At 56.6% G+C, this 16,902-nt stretch carries 16 protein-coding genes; 13 read left to right on the top strand and 3 right to left on the bottom strand.

Features of this window, described 5'->3' with window-relative positions; genetic code table 11:
- The first annotated feature begins 137 nt into the window (after positions 1-137).
- From ACR2TX_RS10735 to ACR2TX_RS10720, 4 genes are all read left to right on the top strand, one after another.
- Positions 138-752, top strand: a complete 615-nt coding sequence (locus ACR2TX_RS10735; RefSeq protein WP_434111605.1) for a methylthioribulose 1-phosphate dehydratase — start codon at positions 138-140, stop codon at positions 750-752.
- Positions 749-1,309 carry a 1,2-dihydroxy-3-keto-5-methylthiopentene dioxygenase gene (locus ACR2TX_RS10730; RefSeq protein WP_077730340.1) on the top strand — a complete coding sequence of 187 codons (561 nt, stop codon included), beginning with the start codon at positions 749-751 and terminating at the stop codon, positions 1,307-1,309. Before ACR2TX_RS10735 ends, ACR2TX_RS10730 begins: the two co-directional genes overlap by 4 nt.
- The gene (mtnC, locus tag ACR2TX_RS10725) at positions 1,306-1,986 is read left to right on the top strand and encodes an acireductone synthase (protein WP_434111601.1); all 681 of its coding nucleotides are present in this window, start codon (positions 1,306-1,308) and stop codon (positions 1,984-1,986) included. Before ACR2TX_RS10730 ends, mtnC begins: the two co-directional genes overlap by 4 nt.
- Before the next feature lie 382 nt (positions 1,987-2,368).
- Complete coding sequence (locus tag ACR2TX_RS10720; RefSeq protein ID WP_240502509.1) at positions 2,369-2,872, top strand: YcbK family protein; 504 nt, start codon at positions 2,369-2,371, stop codon at positions 2,870-2,872.
- A 70-nt stretch (positions 2,873-2,942) separates the two neighbouring features.
- Here the strand turns inward: ACR2TX_RS10720 and ACR2TX_RS10715 are convergent, their stop codons facing one another.
- Positions 2,943-4,646 carry a L,D-transpeptidase family protein gene (locus ACR2TX_RS10715; protein WP_077730337.1) on the bottom strand — a complete coding sequence of 568 codons (1,704 nt, stop codon included), beginning with the start codon at positions 4,644-4,646 and terminating at the stop codon, positions 2,943-2,945.
- Positions 4,647-4,868: 222 nt separating this feature from the next.
- On the opposite strand from ACR2TX_RS10715, the gene ACR2TX_RS10710 reads away from it, so the two are divergent.
- From ACR2TX_RS10710 to lysS, 9 genes are all read left to right on the top strand, one after another.
- The gene (locus ACR2TX_RS10710; RefSeq protein ID WP_077730336.1) at positions 4,869-5,330 is read left to right on the top strand and encodes an SUF system Fe-S cluster assembly regulator; all 462 of its coding nucleotides are present in this window, start codon (positions 4,869-4,871) and stop codon (positions 5,328-5,330) included.
- An 18-nt stretch (positions 5,331-5,348) separates the two neighbouring features.
- A complete protein-coding gene (sufB, locus tag ACR2TX_RS10705) occupies positions 5,349-6,794 on the top strand; it encodes a Fe-S cluster assembly protein SufB (protein ID WP_086134254.1) in 1,446 nt (481 codons plus the stop codon).
- Positions 6,795-6,841: 47 nt separating this feature from the next.
- Entirely contained in the window at positions 6,842-7,600 is a 759-nt protein-coding gene (sufC, locus tag ACR2TX_RS10700) for a Fe-S cluster assembly ATPase SufC (RefSeq protein WP_434132113.1), read from the top strand.
- 1 nt (position 7,601) lies between these two features.
- The gene (sufD, locus tag ACR2TX_RS10695; RefSeq protein WP_434132110.1) at positions 7,602-8,921 is read left to right on the top strand and encodes a Fe-S cluster assembly protein SufD; all 1,320 of its coding nucleotides are present in this window, start codon (positions 7,602-7,604) and stop codon (positions 8,919-8,921) included.
- Positions 8,918-10,231: an aminotransferase class V-fold PLP-dependent enzyme gene (locus tag ACR2TX_RS10690; protein WP_434132107.1), complete on the top strand. Its 1,314-nt coding sequence runs from the start codon at positions 8,918-8,920 to the stop codon at positions 10,229-10,231. Before sufD ends, ACR2TX_RS10690 begins: the two co-directional genes overlap by 4 nt.
- The gene (gene sufU / locus ACR2TX_RS10685) at positions 10,231-10,686 is read left to right on the top strand and encodes a Fe-S cluster assembly sulfur transfer protein SufU (protein WP_347257771.1); all 456 of its coding nucleotides are present in this window, start codon (positions 10,231-10,233) and stop codon (positions 10,684-10,686) included. Before ACR2TX_RS10690 ends, sufU begins: the two co-directional genes overlap by 1 nt.
- A 15-nt stretch (positions 10,687-10,701) precedes the next feature.
- Positions 10,702-11,022, top strand: coding sequence for a non-heme iron oxygenase ferredoxin subunit (locus ACR2TX_RS10680; protein WP_077730331.1), 321 nt, complete (start codon positions 10,702-10,704; stop codon positions 11,020-11,022).
- 94 nt (positions 11,023-11,116) lie between these two features.
- Positions 11,117-12,215, top strand: a protein-coding gene (gene prfB / locus ACR2TX_RS10675; protein WP_133719003.1) for a peptide chain release factor 2 whose coding sequence is annotated in 2 segments (ribosomal slippage) — positions 11,117-11,191 and positions 11,193-12,215 — 1,098 coding nt in all. Because the reading frame shifts where the segments join, the coding sequence is not laid out codon by codon here.
- Positions 12,216-12,316: 101 nt separating this feature from the next.
- Positions 12,317-13,807 (top strand): lysine--tRNA ligase, encoded by a 1,491-nt coding sequence (gene lysS / locus ACR2TX_RS10670; protein ID WP_156879663.1) that lies wholly within the window; start codon positions 12,317-12,319, stop codon positions 13,805-13,807.
- Between the two features lie 74 nt (positions 13,808-13,881).
- Here lysS and ACR2TX_RS10665 read toward each other — a convergent pair whose 3' ends face one another.
- Both ACR2TX_RS10665 and ACR2TX_RS10660 read right to left on the bottom strand, forming a co-directional pair.
- Positions 13,882-14,754, bottom strand: coding sequence for a substrate-binding domain-containing protein (locus ACR2TX_RS10665; RefSeq protein ID WP_077730328.1), 873 nt, complete (start codon positions 14,752-14,754; stop codon positions 13,882-13,884).
- Between the two features lie 138 nt (positions 14,755-14,892).
- Positions 14,893-16,758 carry a methanol/ethanol family PQQ-dependent dehydrogenase gene (locus ACR2TX_RS10660; protein WP_077730327.1) on the bottom strand — a complete coding sequence of 622 codons (1,866 nt, stop codon included), beginning with the start codon at positions 16,756-16,758 and terminating at the stop codon, positions 14,893-14,895.
- Positions 16,759-16,902: the final 144 nt, after the last annotated feature.

Raw genomic sequence — 16,902 nt, 5'->3', positions numbered from 1 at the left:
ACATTTCTCATACCCCTTCGTCGCGAACTCGGGCTGCGAAGCAGATTTTCTCAACAATCTCTGAGAAATCTTCCGGATTGAGCCGGCCCATCGGGACGACTACAATGGCGAGCTTTGCTGCACGGCAGACATCATCCATGCACGACGAATTCCAGCAGCGCGCCCGTGAACTGATCGAAGCCGGGCGCTATATTCACGGCCGGGGCTGGGCACCCGCAACCAGCGGAAACTTTTCCGCCCGCCTCGGCGACGGACGCGTCGCCATCACCGTATCCGGACGCCACAAAGGCGAACTGACCCCCGACGACATCATGCTGATCGATGCCGAAGGCCGATCGCTGGACGGAAAAAAACCCTCCGCCGAAACCTTGCTGCATACCTCGATCTATCGCCGCTATCCGGATGTCGGTGCCGTGCTGCACCCGCACACCCCGAGCGCCACCTTGCTTTCGCGATTCTTCCGCGACGAACTGGTGCTGGAGAACTACGAACTGCTGAAAGCCCTGCCGGGAATCGACACGCATGAAACTCGAATCGTTATCCCGATATTCCCCAATGATCAGAACATTCCGCGGCTGGCGCTGAAAGTGGACGAATACATCGAACTCCATGGCAACATCTACGGTTATGTAATCGCAGGTCACGGATTTTATACCTGGGGAGCCTCGGTGAAGGACGCTCTGCGTCATGTCGACGCGCTGGAATTTTTATTTGATATCGAGAGTCGCTTACACGGAGTAAGAACGCCATGAGCTTACTGACCATTCATCCCGAAAATCGGCCGGAAAATGCCGAGGTGATCCGAGAACCGGAAACCATCGCCACGAAGCTTTGGGAAATCGGTGTGCTGTTCGAGCGCTGGACCGCCGACCAGGAACTGTCTCCCGACGCCGATCAGGAGTCCATTATCGCGGCCTATCGTCCATCCATCGATCGGCTGATCGACCGCTACGAATTTCGCTCGGTCGACGTCATCAGCGTACGCCCGGACCATCCGCAGAAGGCGGAACTGCGCACCAAGTTTCTCAGCGAACATACTCACGACGATTTCGAGGTGCGTTTCTTCGTCGATGGAAAAGGCCTCTTTTATCTGCATCCCAACGACAAGGTATACGTGCTGCTGTGCGAGCAAGGCGACCTCATCAGCGTCCCGGCGCATGTCAAGCACTGGTTCGACATGGGCGAGAATCCGAATCTGAAGGCAATCCGCTTATTCACTTCTCCAGAAGGCTGGGTCGCTCGATTCACCGGCGCCAATATTGCCGACACCTTTCCCAAACTCGAACAATTTTTGACCCAGTACGTATGATTAGCGCGATTTTGACTGACATCGAGGGAACTACATCATCGATATCCTTTGTCAAAGATGTATTGTTCCCCTACTCCCGCGAGCGTATGATGAGTTTCGTCGCTCATCATGCCGATAATCCGGATGTAGCGAAGCTGTTGGACGAGGTGCGTTCACTCTGCGGAATGGAGTTGAGCACGGTACAAGTCGCAGAACAGCTGATTCGCTGGATCGATGAGGATCGAAAGTCACCGCCCCTCAAAGCATTGCAGGGGATGATATGGGAAGAGGGATACCGCAAACGGGATTATTGCGGTCACATCTATGAGGACGCCGTGCGCAAGCTAAGGGAATGGAAAGCTCAGGGCATCGATCTCTATGTATTTTCCTCGGGATCCGTCCACGCCCAAAAACTCCTGTTCGGACACACCGAATACGGCGATTTGACGCCGCTGTTTTCCGGTTATTTCGACACTCGGATCGGCCCCAAGCAAGATGCCGATTCCTACCGGGAGATTGCTCGGCAGATTGGCTTGCCGCCCGCCTCCATCCTGTTCCTCTCGGACGTTGAAGGGGAATTGGACGCTGCAAAATCCGCCGGTTTTTTGACGTGCCAGTTGGTTCGTGAAAGCACTGATTCGGGTCGGACTGCCCATGATCGGGCAGCGGATTTTGATGCCATCAATATTTCTTTATGAGAAAAGAAGCATTTAACGACCAGACCGGGACAGTATCGACAGAGCCGCCGAGCTTTGAATCACAGGCACTTAGCGGCTACTCACGAATGGCGCGATTTATGCTTTAAATGAGGAGGTAGTTTTAAAGCTTGATTCCGTAAGGCACGAAAAGTAAAGTTCGCGTTTTTCGGTGGGCGGGTTGCCGTTCACCCGGGCATCGACGAGTTCCCCGCCTCCGCGCATTGGTGGCGGAGAAGGGACTACGGAGAATTCTTCGATGCCTATGCGAAGACCTTATTTAAAAAAGGGAACTTAGCATATGAGCACTAACACAAATTCTCATAATAGGCATCGAATATCCGACGCCAGCATATCCCGGCGAGCATTTTTGACGCGTGCCGGAATGGCTGCTGTCGGAGCTTTGCTTTTACCCTCGACCGATGCGCTTGCGAAAATCTTCAGTAAAGATCGCAAGCTCTCATTTCATAATTTAAATACCGGCGAAGAACTGACGCTCCTTTGTAGCCCGCAACAGTATTACGACCGCCGAACTTTGAGGCAGTTCAACTATTTTCTGCGGGACCATCGTACAGATAGCGTCCATCCGATGGATTCCGGCCTGATCGATTTGCTCTATGCGGTTTCGGTATTCACCGGGAGCCGCGGCACGTTTCAGGTGGTCTCGGGATACCGTTCTCCGGAAACGAACCGGATGCTGCGCAAGACCAGCCATGGCGTGGCCGAACACAGCCTGCACATGGAAGGCAAGGCGATCGATATTCGCATGAGCGATATCAGTACGCGCACGATCCAGAAGGCAGCGCTCGCCCTACAACAGGGCGGCGTCGGCTATTACCGCCGCTCCGATTTCGTTCATTTGGATACCGGCAGAGTCCGTTCCTGGTAGCCTTGCCCGATAATAGATTCAGCGCTCCAAATCCGATTTAGAGCGCTTTCTCCGCTCGCTCCCCTCCTCGTCATGAGGGGTAAGGGAAGCCCTTCGCCAGCAGGTCGCTGAGAATCAGGTCGTGGCCGTAGATGTCATCGTAAAAGCTCACGGTGCCTGACTCGTCCGCCAACACCGTCGAATAGAAGATGTAAACCGGTACGGCCTGCTTCAAGGTGACGGTTTTCGGCTTGTCTCTAGTCATGGCCGATTCGATCCGTTCGCGGGTCCATTCACCCTGGTCTGCCAGAATGAATTCCGCCAGAGCAACCGGATCTTCCACTCGGATACAGCCGTGGCTGAAATCGCGCCTGGCTTTCTTGAACAATCCCTTGGACGGTGTGCTGTGCAGATAAATGTTATTGTGGTTAGGGAACGCGAACTTGACCAAACCCAAGGCGTTTTTGGGGCCCGGCTTCTGCCGCAACTTGAGAGTACCAGTCGTCAGCATCTCGATATTTCTGAAGCTTGGCTCATAAACGGGCGCATTCGGCGAGAAATTCGGGACCAGCTCCAGGCTGTTCTTCGCCAAGTATCCGGGGTTACTGAGAATTTGCGGCAGCATTTCCTTGACCGTGATCTTGTACGGCAGATTCCAGTACGGCCGAAAGACGATATACGTCATATCCGAGTGAAAGACGGGCGTATGACGTCCGTCGACGGACTCCCCGACGATGACGTTCATCTGAAGATCGGACGTTCCGAAAGCGGAGCCGTTTCGAAAACCGAACAGCTGGAATGACGGAATGTTGACGACAAGATAGTTGCCGCGGATTTGTTCGGGCAACCAGCGAAGACGCTCCAGCCCGAGCTGAATTTGCCGCAATCGGTCGGCCAGCGGGAAATTAAGCTGATTCAGCGTACCTTTTCCGATAATGCCGTCCGCCGTCAACCCGTGGCGCTGCTGAAAACGCTTGACCGCTTGCGCAAGCTCGGGTCCGTAAACCAGGGAGCCGGCGGAACCCTGTTTGATTTCGTTCAAATCCCCAAGAGCGAGCAACAAATGTCTCAGCGCCGGCACATCCTTATGGCGATCTCCCGGACTGAATTTCGCCGGAAAAGAAAACTGGACCGGGGTCATTTCCTTTGCTAACCGCTGATACTGAGGCAGCGCCGCCTTGAGCCGCTCATAGATAGGAAACTTGGGCTCCAAAGCATCGATCATCGCCGCCGGTTGCTGGCTCTGAGCGATTTTCTGAATCAGATTCGGCAGATCCACCCTCTTGGGCTCGACGTTGAGTCCGTAATCGATGTTATTCGGATTGATGCGCCCGACATACAGATTCGATACGTAACGCATGGCCACGAGGCTCAGAGCCACATCAAAGGAAGCGACTTCCCGCGGATTTGCGGACGTCGTATCGAACTCGCTCAACCACTTGCCCAACAGCTCGGCGTCATAATCCGCAGCGTTCAACCCTTTGCTGTCCGCCTCCGCCAAGCTCGCCACCAGCGTCTCTGCCTGCGGCGTCGGCCTTCCTTCGTTCAGCCATAAAGGCGTAAGGCCGTTCTGGTAATACAACTGCTCCAGTTGCGCCTTGTAGTCAGGAAACTTGCCCCAGCGCAGCTTCGGATGCGTACCCTCCTTGAGAAGACTTTGTATGTGGACGGCGGGCGTATCCGGGATGAGCTCAGGAGCTTCGGCCTGAACGGCGGACGCAGCAACGGTGCCGAGAGCTAAAACGGTTACAGCAAACTGAAAAAAAATCCCCAAGGTTGGGCAAACTTTGTTCATCTCATTTTTTCCTTGCTGGCAATAAAAGTGCCTTAATGGCGCAATTACGTGCGGGTTCGCAACAGTATAACGCCGAATGATGGCGCCTTGAGCTCCAACATTGTGCAACCGCAATCTGTATATCCTTCGAGGTCCAGAAAACAGCCGGGTTCAACAAAAGCCTACTACTTTACTTGGGATTTATATAGGACTAAAATGGTCCTTAATTAGAAAGGTAGCGCCATGCTTCGCATCAGCAAACTAACCGATTACGCCATCATCGTTTTGGGACATATGGCCGGAGAACCCGAACGCACTTATGCCGCGACCGATTTGGCCGATTCGACCGGAGTCGCGATCCCGACGGTGAGCAAGATTCTGAAGAGTTTGACCAAAGCCGACATCCTCAAATCCACGCGCGGCGCCAAAGGCGGATATCAGTTGACCCGATCGCCGGACAAGACCAGCGTGGCGACTATCATTTACGCCCTCGAAGGACCGATCGCCTTGACAGAATGCGGCCTCGACCACGATCAGTGCCAGCAGTCGTCGTCATGCCAGATTCGTGGCCATTGGGGCGTCATCAACCGGGCGATCCGAACCGCCCTGGAGTCGGTCAGCCTGGCCGATATGGTCATGCCCTTGACTAAAGCGTCCGAGGAAATCCATATCCCGGTCAGCACCCTTCACTATCAGCCGAGATAAAGGCGCGGAGTAAACATCATGTCTGCGACAGCGAAAACCCTGGATAAACTCATCAAAAAGGACTATGCGCCGGGCTTCGTCACCGACCTGGAGGCGGATACCCTTCCACCCGGCCTCAACGAGGACGTGATACGCGCCATCTCGGCCAAAAAGAACGAGCCCGAGTTCATGCTCGAATGGCGGCTGGAAGCCTACCGTCACTGGCTGAACATGGAAGAGCCGACGTGGGCTTTCGTCCACTATGGACCGGTCGATTATCAGGCCATCAGCTACTACTCGGCGCCGAAGTCCCAGGAACAGCCGAAGAGCCTGGACGAGGTGGACCCGAAGCTGCTGGAAACCTACAACAAGCTCGGCATCCCGCTTTACGAGCAGGAAAGGCTGGCCGGCGTAGCCATCGACGCCGTGTTCGACAGCGTATCGGTGGCGACGACTTTCAAGGAAAAGCTGGCGGCAGCGGGCGTGATTTTCTGCTCCATGTCGGAAGCGATCCAGAACCATCCCGACCTGGTGCGCCAATACCTCGGCAGCGTAGTGCCGCCCGGCGACAACTTCTTCGCGGCGCTCAATTCGGCGGTGTTCTCCGACGGCTCCTTCGTCTACATCCCGAAAGGCGTGCGCTGCCCGATGGAACTGTCCACCTATTTCCGCATCAACGCCGCGAAAACGGGCCAGTTCGAACGCACTCTCATCATTGCCGAAGATAGCAGCTACGTCAGCTATCTCGAAGGCTGCACCGCTCCGATGCGGGATGAAAACCAACTGCATGCCGCGGTGGTGGAATTGGTGGCCCTGGACAACGCGGAGATCAAATATTCGACGGTGCAGAACTGGTATCCGGGCGACGAAGAAGGCCGCGGCGGCATCTACAACTTCGTCACCAAGCGGGGCGATTGCCGGGGCCGCAAATCCAAGATTTCCTGGACCCAGGTGGAAACCGGGTCTGCCATCACCTGGAAATACCCGAGCTGCATCCTGCGCGGCGACGAATCGGTGGGCGAGTTCTATTCGGTTGCGGTAACCAATCATTGCCAGCAGGCCGACACCGGCACCAAGATGATCCATCTCGGCAAGAACACCAAGAGCACCATCATTTCCAAGGGGATTTCCGCCGGCCGCGCCCAGAACAGCTATCGCGGACTGGTGAAGATTCTGAAAAGCGCCGAGAATGCGCGCAATTACACCCAGTGCGACTCGCTGCTGATCGGCGATCGTTGCGGCGCGCATACCTTCCCCTACATCGAGGTCAAGCAACCCACGGCTCAGGTGGAACACGAAGCCAGCACCTCCAAGATCAGCGAGGACCAGCTGTTCTTCTGCATGCAGCGCGGCTTGTCCGCCGAAGACGCCGTATCGATGATCGTGAACGGCTTCTGCAAGCAAGTGTTCAAGGAGCTGCCCATGGAATTCGCCGTGGAAGCCCAGGCGCTCTTGGGAATCAGTTTGGAAGGCAGCGTAGGCTAGTATCCCGGTCGATCCATCCAACAGAATAAACCTCAGGTAAGTCAGTTATGCTCAAAATCGAGAATCTCCACGTCCGGGTCGACGACAAACCCATCCTCAAAGGCATCAGCCTGGACATCAAACCAGGCGAGGTCCATGCCATCATGGGACCGAACGGCTCCGGCAAGAGCACGCTGTCCCACGTGCTGGCCGGTCGCGCGGGTTATGAAGTCACCGATGGAACCGTGAGCTATCTCGGTCGGAATCTTCTGGAGATGAAACCCGAGGAGCGCGCCCGTGAAGGCGTTTTTCTCGCCTTTCAATACCCGGTGGAAATCGCCGGCGTCAGCAATATTTATCTCTTGAAGGCCGCCCTGAACGCCATCCGCAAACATCGGGGCCTGAGCGAAGTCGACGCCATGGACTTCCTGAAACTGGTCAAGGAGAAGATCAAGGCAGTAAATCTGGACGAGCAGTTCCTATACCGCGGCGTCAACGAAGGCTTCTCCGGCGGCGAAAAGAAGCGCAACGAAATCCTCCAGATGGCGGTGCTCGAACCGAGCCTGTGCATTCTCGACGAAACCGACTCCGGGCTCGACATCGACGCGCTCAAGCTGGTGGCGGACGGCGTGAATGCCCTGCGTTCTCCGGACCGCTCCTTCATCCTGGTCACCCATTACCAGCGCCTGCTGAACTACATCAAGCCGGATCAGGTTCACGTGCTCGCCCACGGCCGGATCATGAAATCGGGCGATGCCAGCCTGGCGCTGGAACTGGAAAAGAAAGGCTACGGCTGGGTCGATCAACTGACGTCTGCGGGTGCCTGATATGAGCGCGGCTCAGCACTACGTCGAACACTATCGCGAATTGGCATCGAAGCTGCCGGGCGAGCATCTGCCGTGGCTGCGCCGGCTGCGGGAAGAGGCCCAAAGCCGCTTCTCCGCCAGCGGCTTTCCCTCGCCGCGCGAGGAAGAGTGGAAATACACCAATGTCGCCACCCTGGAGAAGAAGCTGTTCGTGCCGACTGTGGGCGCGCCCGCAGGCGCGACGGATACGAACGCTCTGGCGCGGCTCCGTCTGGAAGGTGCCTGGTTGCTGGTCTTCGTCGACGGCGTTTATTCCGCCGAACATTCCGTGACTGCCAACCTTCCCGAGGGCGTAATCGCGACATCTCTGGCCAACGCGCTGGAACAGTATCCCGATCTGATCGAGGGCTTACTCAACCAAGTGGTTCCGGAAGTAGCTCACGGCTTTATCGCCTTCACCACCGCGTATTTCAGAGACGGCGCATTCGTGCACATCCCGGCCGGCAAGGTTCTGGACAGACCCTTGCAGGTGATCCATTTCTCGACACGCCCGGACGGACTGTCTGTGACCCGCAATCTCGTCGCGCTGGAGCAGAATGCCGAAGCCAGCCTCGTTGAAACGTATGCGGGTATCGGAGACTCAAGCTATCTCACGGCCTCGGTCACCGAAATCTCGGTGGGCGAGAATGCGGGATTCGACCATTACAAGCTTCAGAGCGAGACCGCCAAGAGCTATCACTTCGGCGGCATTTACGCGCGAGAGGCGCGCTCGGCCCGACTCCGCCAGCATCATCTTGCTTTCGGCGGCCTTTTGGCTCGTACCGAGATTCACGCTCAATTGGGCCATGCGGCGGAGTGCGAACTGGACGGACTGTTCCTCGCGACCGGACGGCGGCATCTGGACACCCAGACCCTGATCCATCACCGGGCACCCTGCGGCACCAGCCGCGAAACCTACCGCGGCATCGCCGGGGATCGCGCGCGGGGCGTCTTTTCCGGGCGCATCGTCGTTCACCCGGAAGCCCAGAAAACCGACGCCGAAATGAGCAACCGCAACCTGCTCTTGTCGGAAGACGCCGAGATCGACAGCAAGCCGCAGCTGGAAATTCACGCGGACGACGTGAAATGCGCTCACGGCGTGACGGTAGGGCAACTCGATCCGGAGGCCATTTTTTACCTCGAATCGCGCGGCGTGGATGAACCGACGGCGCGCAATATGCTTACCTTCGCCTTTGCCAATGAAATGGTCGAAAAGATACGGTTAAGCAGTCTCAAAAGACTGGTTCAAAGCGAACTGTTGTCTTTTCTGCCGCAATCCGACATCCGAAAGGATTGGCTATGAACAAGGTTTCCGCTTCCCAAGCCGCTATGACGCAGAACGCAGCACATTCCGCTCCAAGCGCGGCCAGCCTGAAAACTCGGCCGAACTCGGTCGGTTATAACGTCGCGAAACTTCGCGAGGACTTTCCGATTCTCCGCCAAACGGTGAACGGTAAACCGCTGGTCTATCTAGATAACGCCGCCACCACGCAAAAGCCCACAGCAGTTATCGATTGCATCCGCCGGGTTTACGAGAACGACTACTCCAATGTTCACCGCGGCGTGCATACCCTGAGCCAGCGCTCGACCGATCTCTTCGAAGGTGCGCGCGAGAAGCTACAGCAGTTTCTCAATGCCAAGCACAGCCACGAAATCATGTTCGTGCGGGGCACCACCGAAGCCATCAATCTGGTTGCCCAAAGTTTCGGCCGCAGCACCTTGAAAGAAGGCGACGAAATCCTCATCACCGCCATGGAGCATCACTCCAACATCGTCCCCTGGCAGATGCTGTGCGAACAAACCGGCGCAAAGCTGAAGGTCGCTCCGATCGACCGAACCGGCGAACTTCTGCTGGACGAGTTCGAGCAACTCCTGTCGCCGCGCACCCGGCTGGTCTCGGTCTGCCACATGTCCAATGCGCTGGGAACGATCAACCCGGTCAAAGCCATCATCGAATTGGCCCATAGTCGAGAGATTCCGGTGCTTCTCGACGGCGCGCAGGCGGCGCCTCACATGGTGGTGGACGTCCAGGACCTGGACTGCGATTTCTACGCCCTGTCCGGGCACAAGCTGTACGGTCCGACCGGCATCGGCATTCTCTACGGCAAGGAAAAATGGCTCGAGGCCATGCCGCCTTACCAAGGCGGCGGCGACATGATCCGCCGCGTCACTTTCGAGAGAACCGAGTACAACGCCCTGCCCTTCAAATTCGAAGCGGGCACGCCGAACATCGTGGACGCGATTGCCCTGGGCACGGCGGTGGAATATCTCGAGACCATAGGCATGGATGCCATCGCCGAGTACGAGAACCAGTTGTTGCAGTACGCCACGGAACGAGCCCTCGAAATTCCGCAATTGACTATCGTCGGCACCGCAGAACGGAAAGGCGCCATCCTGTCGTTTACGCTGGAGCGCATACACCCCCACGACATCGGCACGATTCTGGATCACCTCGGCATCGCCATCCGGGCAGGACACCATTGCGCCATGCCGGTGATGGACTTCTTCGGCGTGCCCGCGACCGCCCGCGCCTCCTTCGGGCTCTACAATACCTTCGAGGAAATCGATATCCTGGTGGACGGTATTCGCAAAGTCATCGAGGTGTTCGGCTAATGCTGGATCAGATCAGGGATCTCTATCAGGAAGTCGTATTCGACCATAACCGCAACCCGCGCAATTTCCGGGTGATGGAAGACGCCAACCGCAAGATCGAGGGGTTCAACCCCTTGTGCGGCGACAAAATCACGCTTTACGTCAAAGTCAACGACGGCGTAATCGAGGACGTGAGCTTCCAAGGCTCGGGCTGCGCCATTTCGACGGCCTCGGCCTCGCTCATGACCGAAATCGTCAAAGGCCACACCGAGGACGAGGCCCAGCACTTGTTCGATCTGTTCCATCGCATCACCACCGGCAAGAACGACGACGCCGTGAACCTGGAAGAAATCGGCAAACTGGCGGTCCTGTCGGGCGTACGCGCCTACCCGGCCCGGGTGAAATGCGCCACCCTGGCCTGGCATTCGTTGCAAGCGGCTCTCAAGAACGAAGCCGACACCGTCAGTACCGAATAAAGAGAGAGTCGTTTCATGTCCGACTGGATCGATGTCGCCCGTGAAGGCAGTCTTCAAAACGGCGAGCATGTCGTCGTGGATGTCGACGGAACCGACGTCGCCGTGTTCATGATCGACGGCGAGTATTATGCCGTCGAGGATGTCTGTACCCACGATGGCGCCGAGATCGCGAGCGGCCGGCTGGAAGGCTGCGAAATCGTCTGCCCTCGCCATGGCGCCCGCTTCTGCCTAAAGACCGGCAAAGTCCTCAAGCCCCCGGCCTATGAGGACCTCCCGTGCTTTCCGGTCCGCATCGCAAACGGCATGATTCAGGTGCGAGACGAGCGCTGGGACTGATGCCGAGTTGAGCCGCACGCTTCCGCTCGTTTTTCTTCTCGCTCATCTGTAGTACTATCGCGGTTTTTTCGCCGGATACTGAAAACCATTCACCATGCGCGAACTCAATCCCCTCTACAACCAAATCAAAGACTTGAAGAGCCGCCAGGCAGCTCTTAGGGGGTACCTTTGACTTCGATACCAAACGGGAGCGGCTGGACGAAGTTTTAAAGGAACTGGAAGACCCAAAGATCTGGGACGACCCCGAAAGAGCCCAAAATCTGGGACGCGAGCGCACGCAGCTCGAGTCGGTCGTCAACAACCTGGTCAGCATCGAGCAGGGCGTGAACGACGCCGAGGAACTCCTCGAACTGGCGGTGGAAGAAGACGACGAAGCAACCGTGGACACCGTGGCTGCCGATCTCGAACGCTTCGAAAAGCTGGTAGCCGATCTCGAGTTCCGGCGCATGTTCGCCGGCGAAATGGACCCGAACAATGCCTTCCTCGACATTCAGGCGGGGTCCGGCGGCACCGAGGCCCAGGACTGGGCGGAAATGCTGGAACGCATGTATCTTCGCTGGGGCGAACGCCGCGGCTTCAAGACCGAACTGATCGAAGAGTCGCCCGGTGACGTTGCCGGCATCAAGAGCGCTACCATCCGCTTCGAGGGCGAATATGCCTACGGCTGGCTGCGAACCGAAACCGGCGTGCACCGTCTGGTCCGAAAATCACCGTTCGACTCCGGCAATCGTCGGCATACCTCGTTCTCCTCGGTATTCGTTTCGCCCGAAGTGGACGACACGATCGATATCGAAATCAATCCGGCCGATCTCCGCACCGACGTATACCGGGCCAGCGGCGCCGGCGGACAGCACGTCAACCGAACCGAATCCGCCGTGCGCATCACGCACGTTCCCAGCGGCATCGTGGTACAGTGCCAGACCGAACGGTCCCAGCACGCCAACCGCGACCGATGCATGAAACAGCTTCGGGCGAAGCTCTACGAGATGGAGATGCTGAAGCGCAACGCGGAAAAGCAAAAACTGGAAGATTCCAAGTCCGACATCGGCTGGGGCAGCCAGATTCGCTCGTACGTACTGGACCAATCAAGGATCAAGGATTTGCGCACCGGGGTCGAAACCGGCAACCCGCAAGCCGTGCTGGACGGCGATCTGGACATGTTCATCGAAGCCAGCTTGAAAAGCGGCCTGTGAGGCTTAAAGGCGGTCGGAGTATGCCCGGCCCGCCGCAAACAGCCTGGTTTACTCCGCTCAAGCGGAGCTTTCCCTGAAACATTTTCGTAACAAGAAACGGTATGACCGAACAACTCGACGAAAACAAACTCATCGCTCAGAGGCGGGAAAAACTGACTGAATTGCGTCGGAGCGGCATTGCCTTCCCCAACGATTTCCGGCGCAACACACTGGTACAGGCACTTCATGACCAATACGGGGACGAGGATGGCGCCATCCTCGAAACGCGCAACATCCGGGTGAAAGCCGCCGGGCGACTGATGGGCAAGCGACTGATGGGCAAGGCGAGCTTTGCCCATATTCAGGACATGTCCGGCCGCATTCAGATTTTCCTGCAGAAGGATGCCCTGCCGGAAGGCGAATATGAAGCCTTCAAGCACTGGGACATCGGCGATATCATCGGCGTCGAGGGAACGGCGTTTCGAACCAAGACCGGCGAGCTGTCCATACGAGCCACGGGCATTCGCCTTCTTACCAAATCACTGCGCCCCTTGCCGGAGAAATTTCACGGCCTAACGGACGAAGAAACCCGCCACCGGCAGCGCTATGTCGACCTCGTCATGAATGAGGATTCGCGGCGAGTGTTCAAGATGCGCAGCACCATCGTTCAGTTTATTCGGCAGTTTCTGCTCGAGCGGGACTTCCTCGAAGTGGAAACCCCGATGATGCAAGTGATTCCGGGAGGAGCTCGGGCCAAGCCGTTCATCACCCATCACAACGCGCTCGATATGGATTTGTATCTTCGTATCGCGCCGGAGCTTTACCTGAAGCGCCTCGTCGTCGGCGGGTTCGAAAAGGTTTTCGAGATCAACCGCAGCTTCCGCAACGAAGGATTGTCCACCAAGCACAATCCGGAGTTCACGATGCTGGAGTTCTATCAGGCCTATGCAGACTACCGGGACTTGATGGACTTGTCCGAGGAAATGCTACGCGGCCTAGCCGTTAAGCTCTTCGGAAGCGCCACCGTCGTACACGAGAGTCAAAGTTACGATTTGGCGCAGCCGTTCGAACGGCTGACCGTACTCGAATCGATTCTTCGCTACAATCCGGACCTGACGGCTGAGGATCTCGCCGATCGCGATCGGGCGGCCCAAGTTGCGGAGCGCCTGGGTTATCTCGTCACCCCAGGCGATGGTCTAGGCAAACTCCAGACTGAGATTTTCGAGAAAACCGTAGAGCATCGACTGATGGGTCCGGTATTCATCACGGAATATCCCACCGAAACATCGCCCCTGGCCCGCCGCAACGATCAGAATGCATTCGTGACCGACCGATTCGAGCTGTTCATCGGAGGACGGGAAATCGCCAATGGCTTCTCGGAGCTGAACGACCCGGAAGATCAAGCGGAGCGGTTCAAAAAACAGGTTGCAGACAAGGATGCCGGGGACGAAGAAGCGATGCACTACGATGCGGACTATATCCGCGCTTTGGAATACGGGCTGCCGCCGACCGCGGGCGAGGGCATCGGCATAGACCGGTTAGTAATGTTCTTCACCGATTCGCCCTCGATCCGCGACGTCATTCTCTTCCCGCACATGCGGCGAGAAAGCTGAAAAACCCCGGTTTACCGGAACCGTCATAACGAGGCAGGGGCAAGGCTTCACCGCCCTGCCCCTCCCGCCATATCTTATTTTTTTCTTTTATTTGCCGCTTCGATCAGGTTTCCATTCTGATCGACCAAGGGCACGCGATACTCGTGTAGTAACGCTTCGATCTTCTTCGCGTTTCGTTCGATCAAAGAGTTCAACTCCTCTTTCCGCTCCTTGTCGGGAAAGCGGACGGCCATCGAGATAGGGAAGTCGAATTTGACCGACTCTTCCGACTTCATGGGTATCATCCCGAAAGCCCCGGGTTTCCCTTGAGTGACGAGGTAACCGGCGATCGGCCCCCAAACGATGACCATATCGATTTTCCCTTCAGAGAAATCCTTCGCAAGAATCTGAGCGGTATTGACCGACGCATCTCCCGACATGCTTTGATAAGGTATCCCTTGATCGGCGAGTTGATGATTGAATAGCCAGGTTGTGCCTGGCGCTCCATCGAACATGGCGATGCGCAGCTTGCTCTTCCGTTCGTCCGGAAGACGTTCAAGATCTTCGGGCGATTTGATGTCGTCCCAGCCGCGATTTTTCCGGTAAACCAAGGCATACGTCGAACGGTAATAAGGCTTGGTGGTCGCGGCGAGCTCATATCCGGTAGGCACGCCCATCACCACGTCGCACTTGTATTCGTCGGAGTCCGGCAATTGCGCTTTTAAAGTATTCCGAATGAAGCCGATCCGCTGCGGGAACCAGGTGTATTCGACTTTTTTTCCCAACTCCTTAGCGAACAGCTCGGCAATTTTGTTCTCGAAACCATGACCGTTCTTATCTGAGAAAGGTGGATTGTTCGGGTCTGCGCAAACCTTGAAAGCATCTTTATCCGCTTGAGCCACGGAAAAAGGCATCAACAATGACGCCAAAAGCACCACTGCCCGACGGGTATCGCACCTAACGGTCATGAAGGACTCCTTTATAGCTTGAACAAACGTCTTTAAGACCAAGAGTAAACGTAAAAATTCGGCATTCAAAACCACTACAAAAAGAACGCCCCGGCTGACGAATCAGCCAGGGCGTACTATACAACTAACGCTTTAGATTTATTTGTTAGGCAGAGCGAATACGGTGAATACACCGCCCAGTTTGGTGTAGTTGCTGAGGCTACGGTATGCGCCTACAGCACCCAACCCTTCGCTTTCGCCTTCGAGGCCAGCGGCCATACCGATACCGGCCCAGCCACCGAGACCCGACATAACGCCAACATACTGCTTGCCTTTGTAGCTCCAGGTGTTGACGTTGCCGATGATGCCCGACGGGGTCTTGAACTTGTAAAGTTCTTGGCCGGTCTTGGCGTCAACCGCTTTCAAGTAGCCTTCCAAGGTGCCGTAGAACACGACATCGCCAGCGGTTGCAACCGCGCCACTCCATACGGAGAACGGTTCGTCCTTAGCCCAAACGATCTTGCCGGTCGTCGGATCCCAGGCGGTGAATACGCCGAGGTTATGCGAACCGTTCTTCTCGCCGGTCTTGGCGTCAACACCGGCCGGGAACATGGTGAGAGTCGCGCCGACGTACGGCTGACCTGCCGTGTACTCGACTTCGAAAGGCTCGTAGTTCATGCACACGTGGTTGCCCGGAATATAGACCAAATTGGTCCGGGGCGAGAACGCGATCGGCTGCTGGTCCTTGCTACCCAGAGCGGCCGGGCAGATCCCTGTGGTGTTGTGGTCGGGACCGCCCTTGTGCGTGCTGTATTGGTCGACCACCTGCGGACGGCCGGTCTTCATGTCGACGTGGCTGGCCCAGTTGACGGCCTTGTCGAATTTCTCGGCAACCAGAAGCTCGCCGGTTTCACGGTCGAGCGTATAGCCGAAACCGTTACGATCGAAGTGGACGATCAACTTGTCGTGCTCCTTGCCGTTCTTGTCGGTCATTTTCAGATCGATCAAGGGCGTCTCATTGATGCCGTCATAGTCCCATTCGTCGTGCGGGGTCATCTGATAAACCCACTTGGCCACGCCGGTATCCGCATCGCGAGCCCAGAGGGTCATCGACCATTTGTTGTCGCCGGGACGCTGACTCGGATTCCAGGTACCGGGGTTGCCGGAGCCGTAGTAGACCAGATTGAGTTTCGGATCGTAGCTGTACCAGCCCCAGGTGGTGCCACCGCCGAGCTTCCACTGATCGCCTTCCCAGGTTTTCACGCTGGAGTCCTTGCCGACCGGCGCCATTTTGCCGTCGGTCCAGGTCATGGTCTTTTCCGGATCGACCTTGATGTCGGAATCCGGACCCATGCTGTAGGCTTTCCAAGCCAAGGTACCGTCTTTGATGTTGTAAGCCGCGAGGAAACCGCGCACACCAAACTCGCCGCCGGCGATACCGGTGATGACCTTATCCTTTACCACCAGCGGAGCGTTGGTGCTGGTCATGCCGAGCTTGGGTTCGCCGTTCTTGGTCTTCCACACCACTTTGCCGGTCTTGGCGTCCAAGGCAACCAGCGTAGCGTCACCCTGAGCCAGGAAGATCTTGCCGTCGCCGTACGCGAGACCACGGTTTACCACGTCGCAGCACATGACCGAGATAACCTGGTTGGGATCGACATCCTTATCGGGTGAGTAAGAGTACTCCCAGATTACGGACTGAGTGCCTTGATCCAGCGCATAAACCTTGTGCGGGTAAGGCGTCTGAATATAGATCACATCATTGATGACGAGAGGGCCACCTTCGTGACCACGCAGCATGCCGGTCGAGAAAGTCCAGACAGGCTGAAGATCCTTTACGTTCTTATTATTGATCTGGTCCAGCGCGCTGTAGCGCATGCCATAGTAATCCCCGCCCCAACTCGCGAAGTTCTTGGGGTCCTTCGTGAGGGCTTCGACTTCGGTATTGGCTTGGGAAATCCCCGGGGCTGCCAGCAACGATGCGACCGACGTTGCGACCAGCCAACTTTTCACGGGTTTTTTCATCTCTTTTCCTCCTCGTATTCTGTATACACAGAGTACGTTTTGTTAACGATAAGTTACCCTAAAAACAATAGGACGGATTTTATGTTGCGTAAGGAAACATTCCCTAAGGTACTCGTGGAAATTCCCCGACAAGCCCGTCTGCGT

Origin of the sequence: Methylocaldum sp. GT1BB (assembly GCF_051027545.1) — a bacterium.
Lineage (GTDB): Bacteria > Pseudomonadota > Gammaproteobacteria > Methylococcales > Methylococcaceae > Methylocaldum.
The sequence above is the reverse complement of the archived record's forward strand: the minus strand, read 5'-3'. Positions and strand labels throughout refer to the sequence as shown.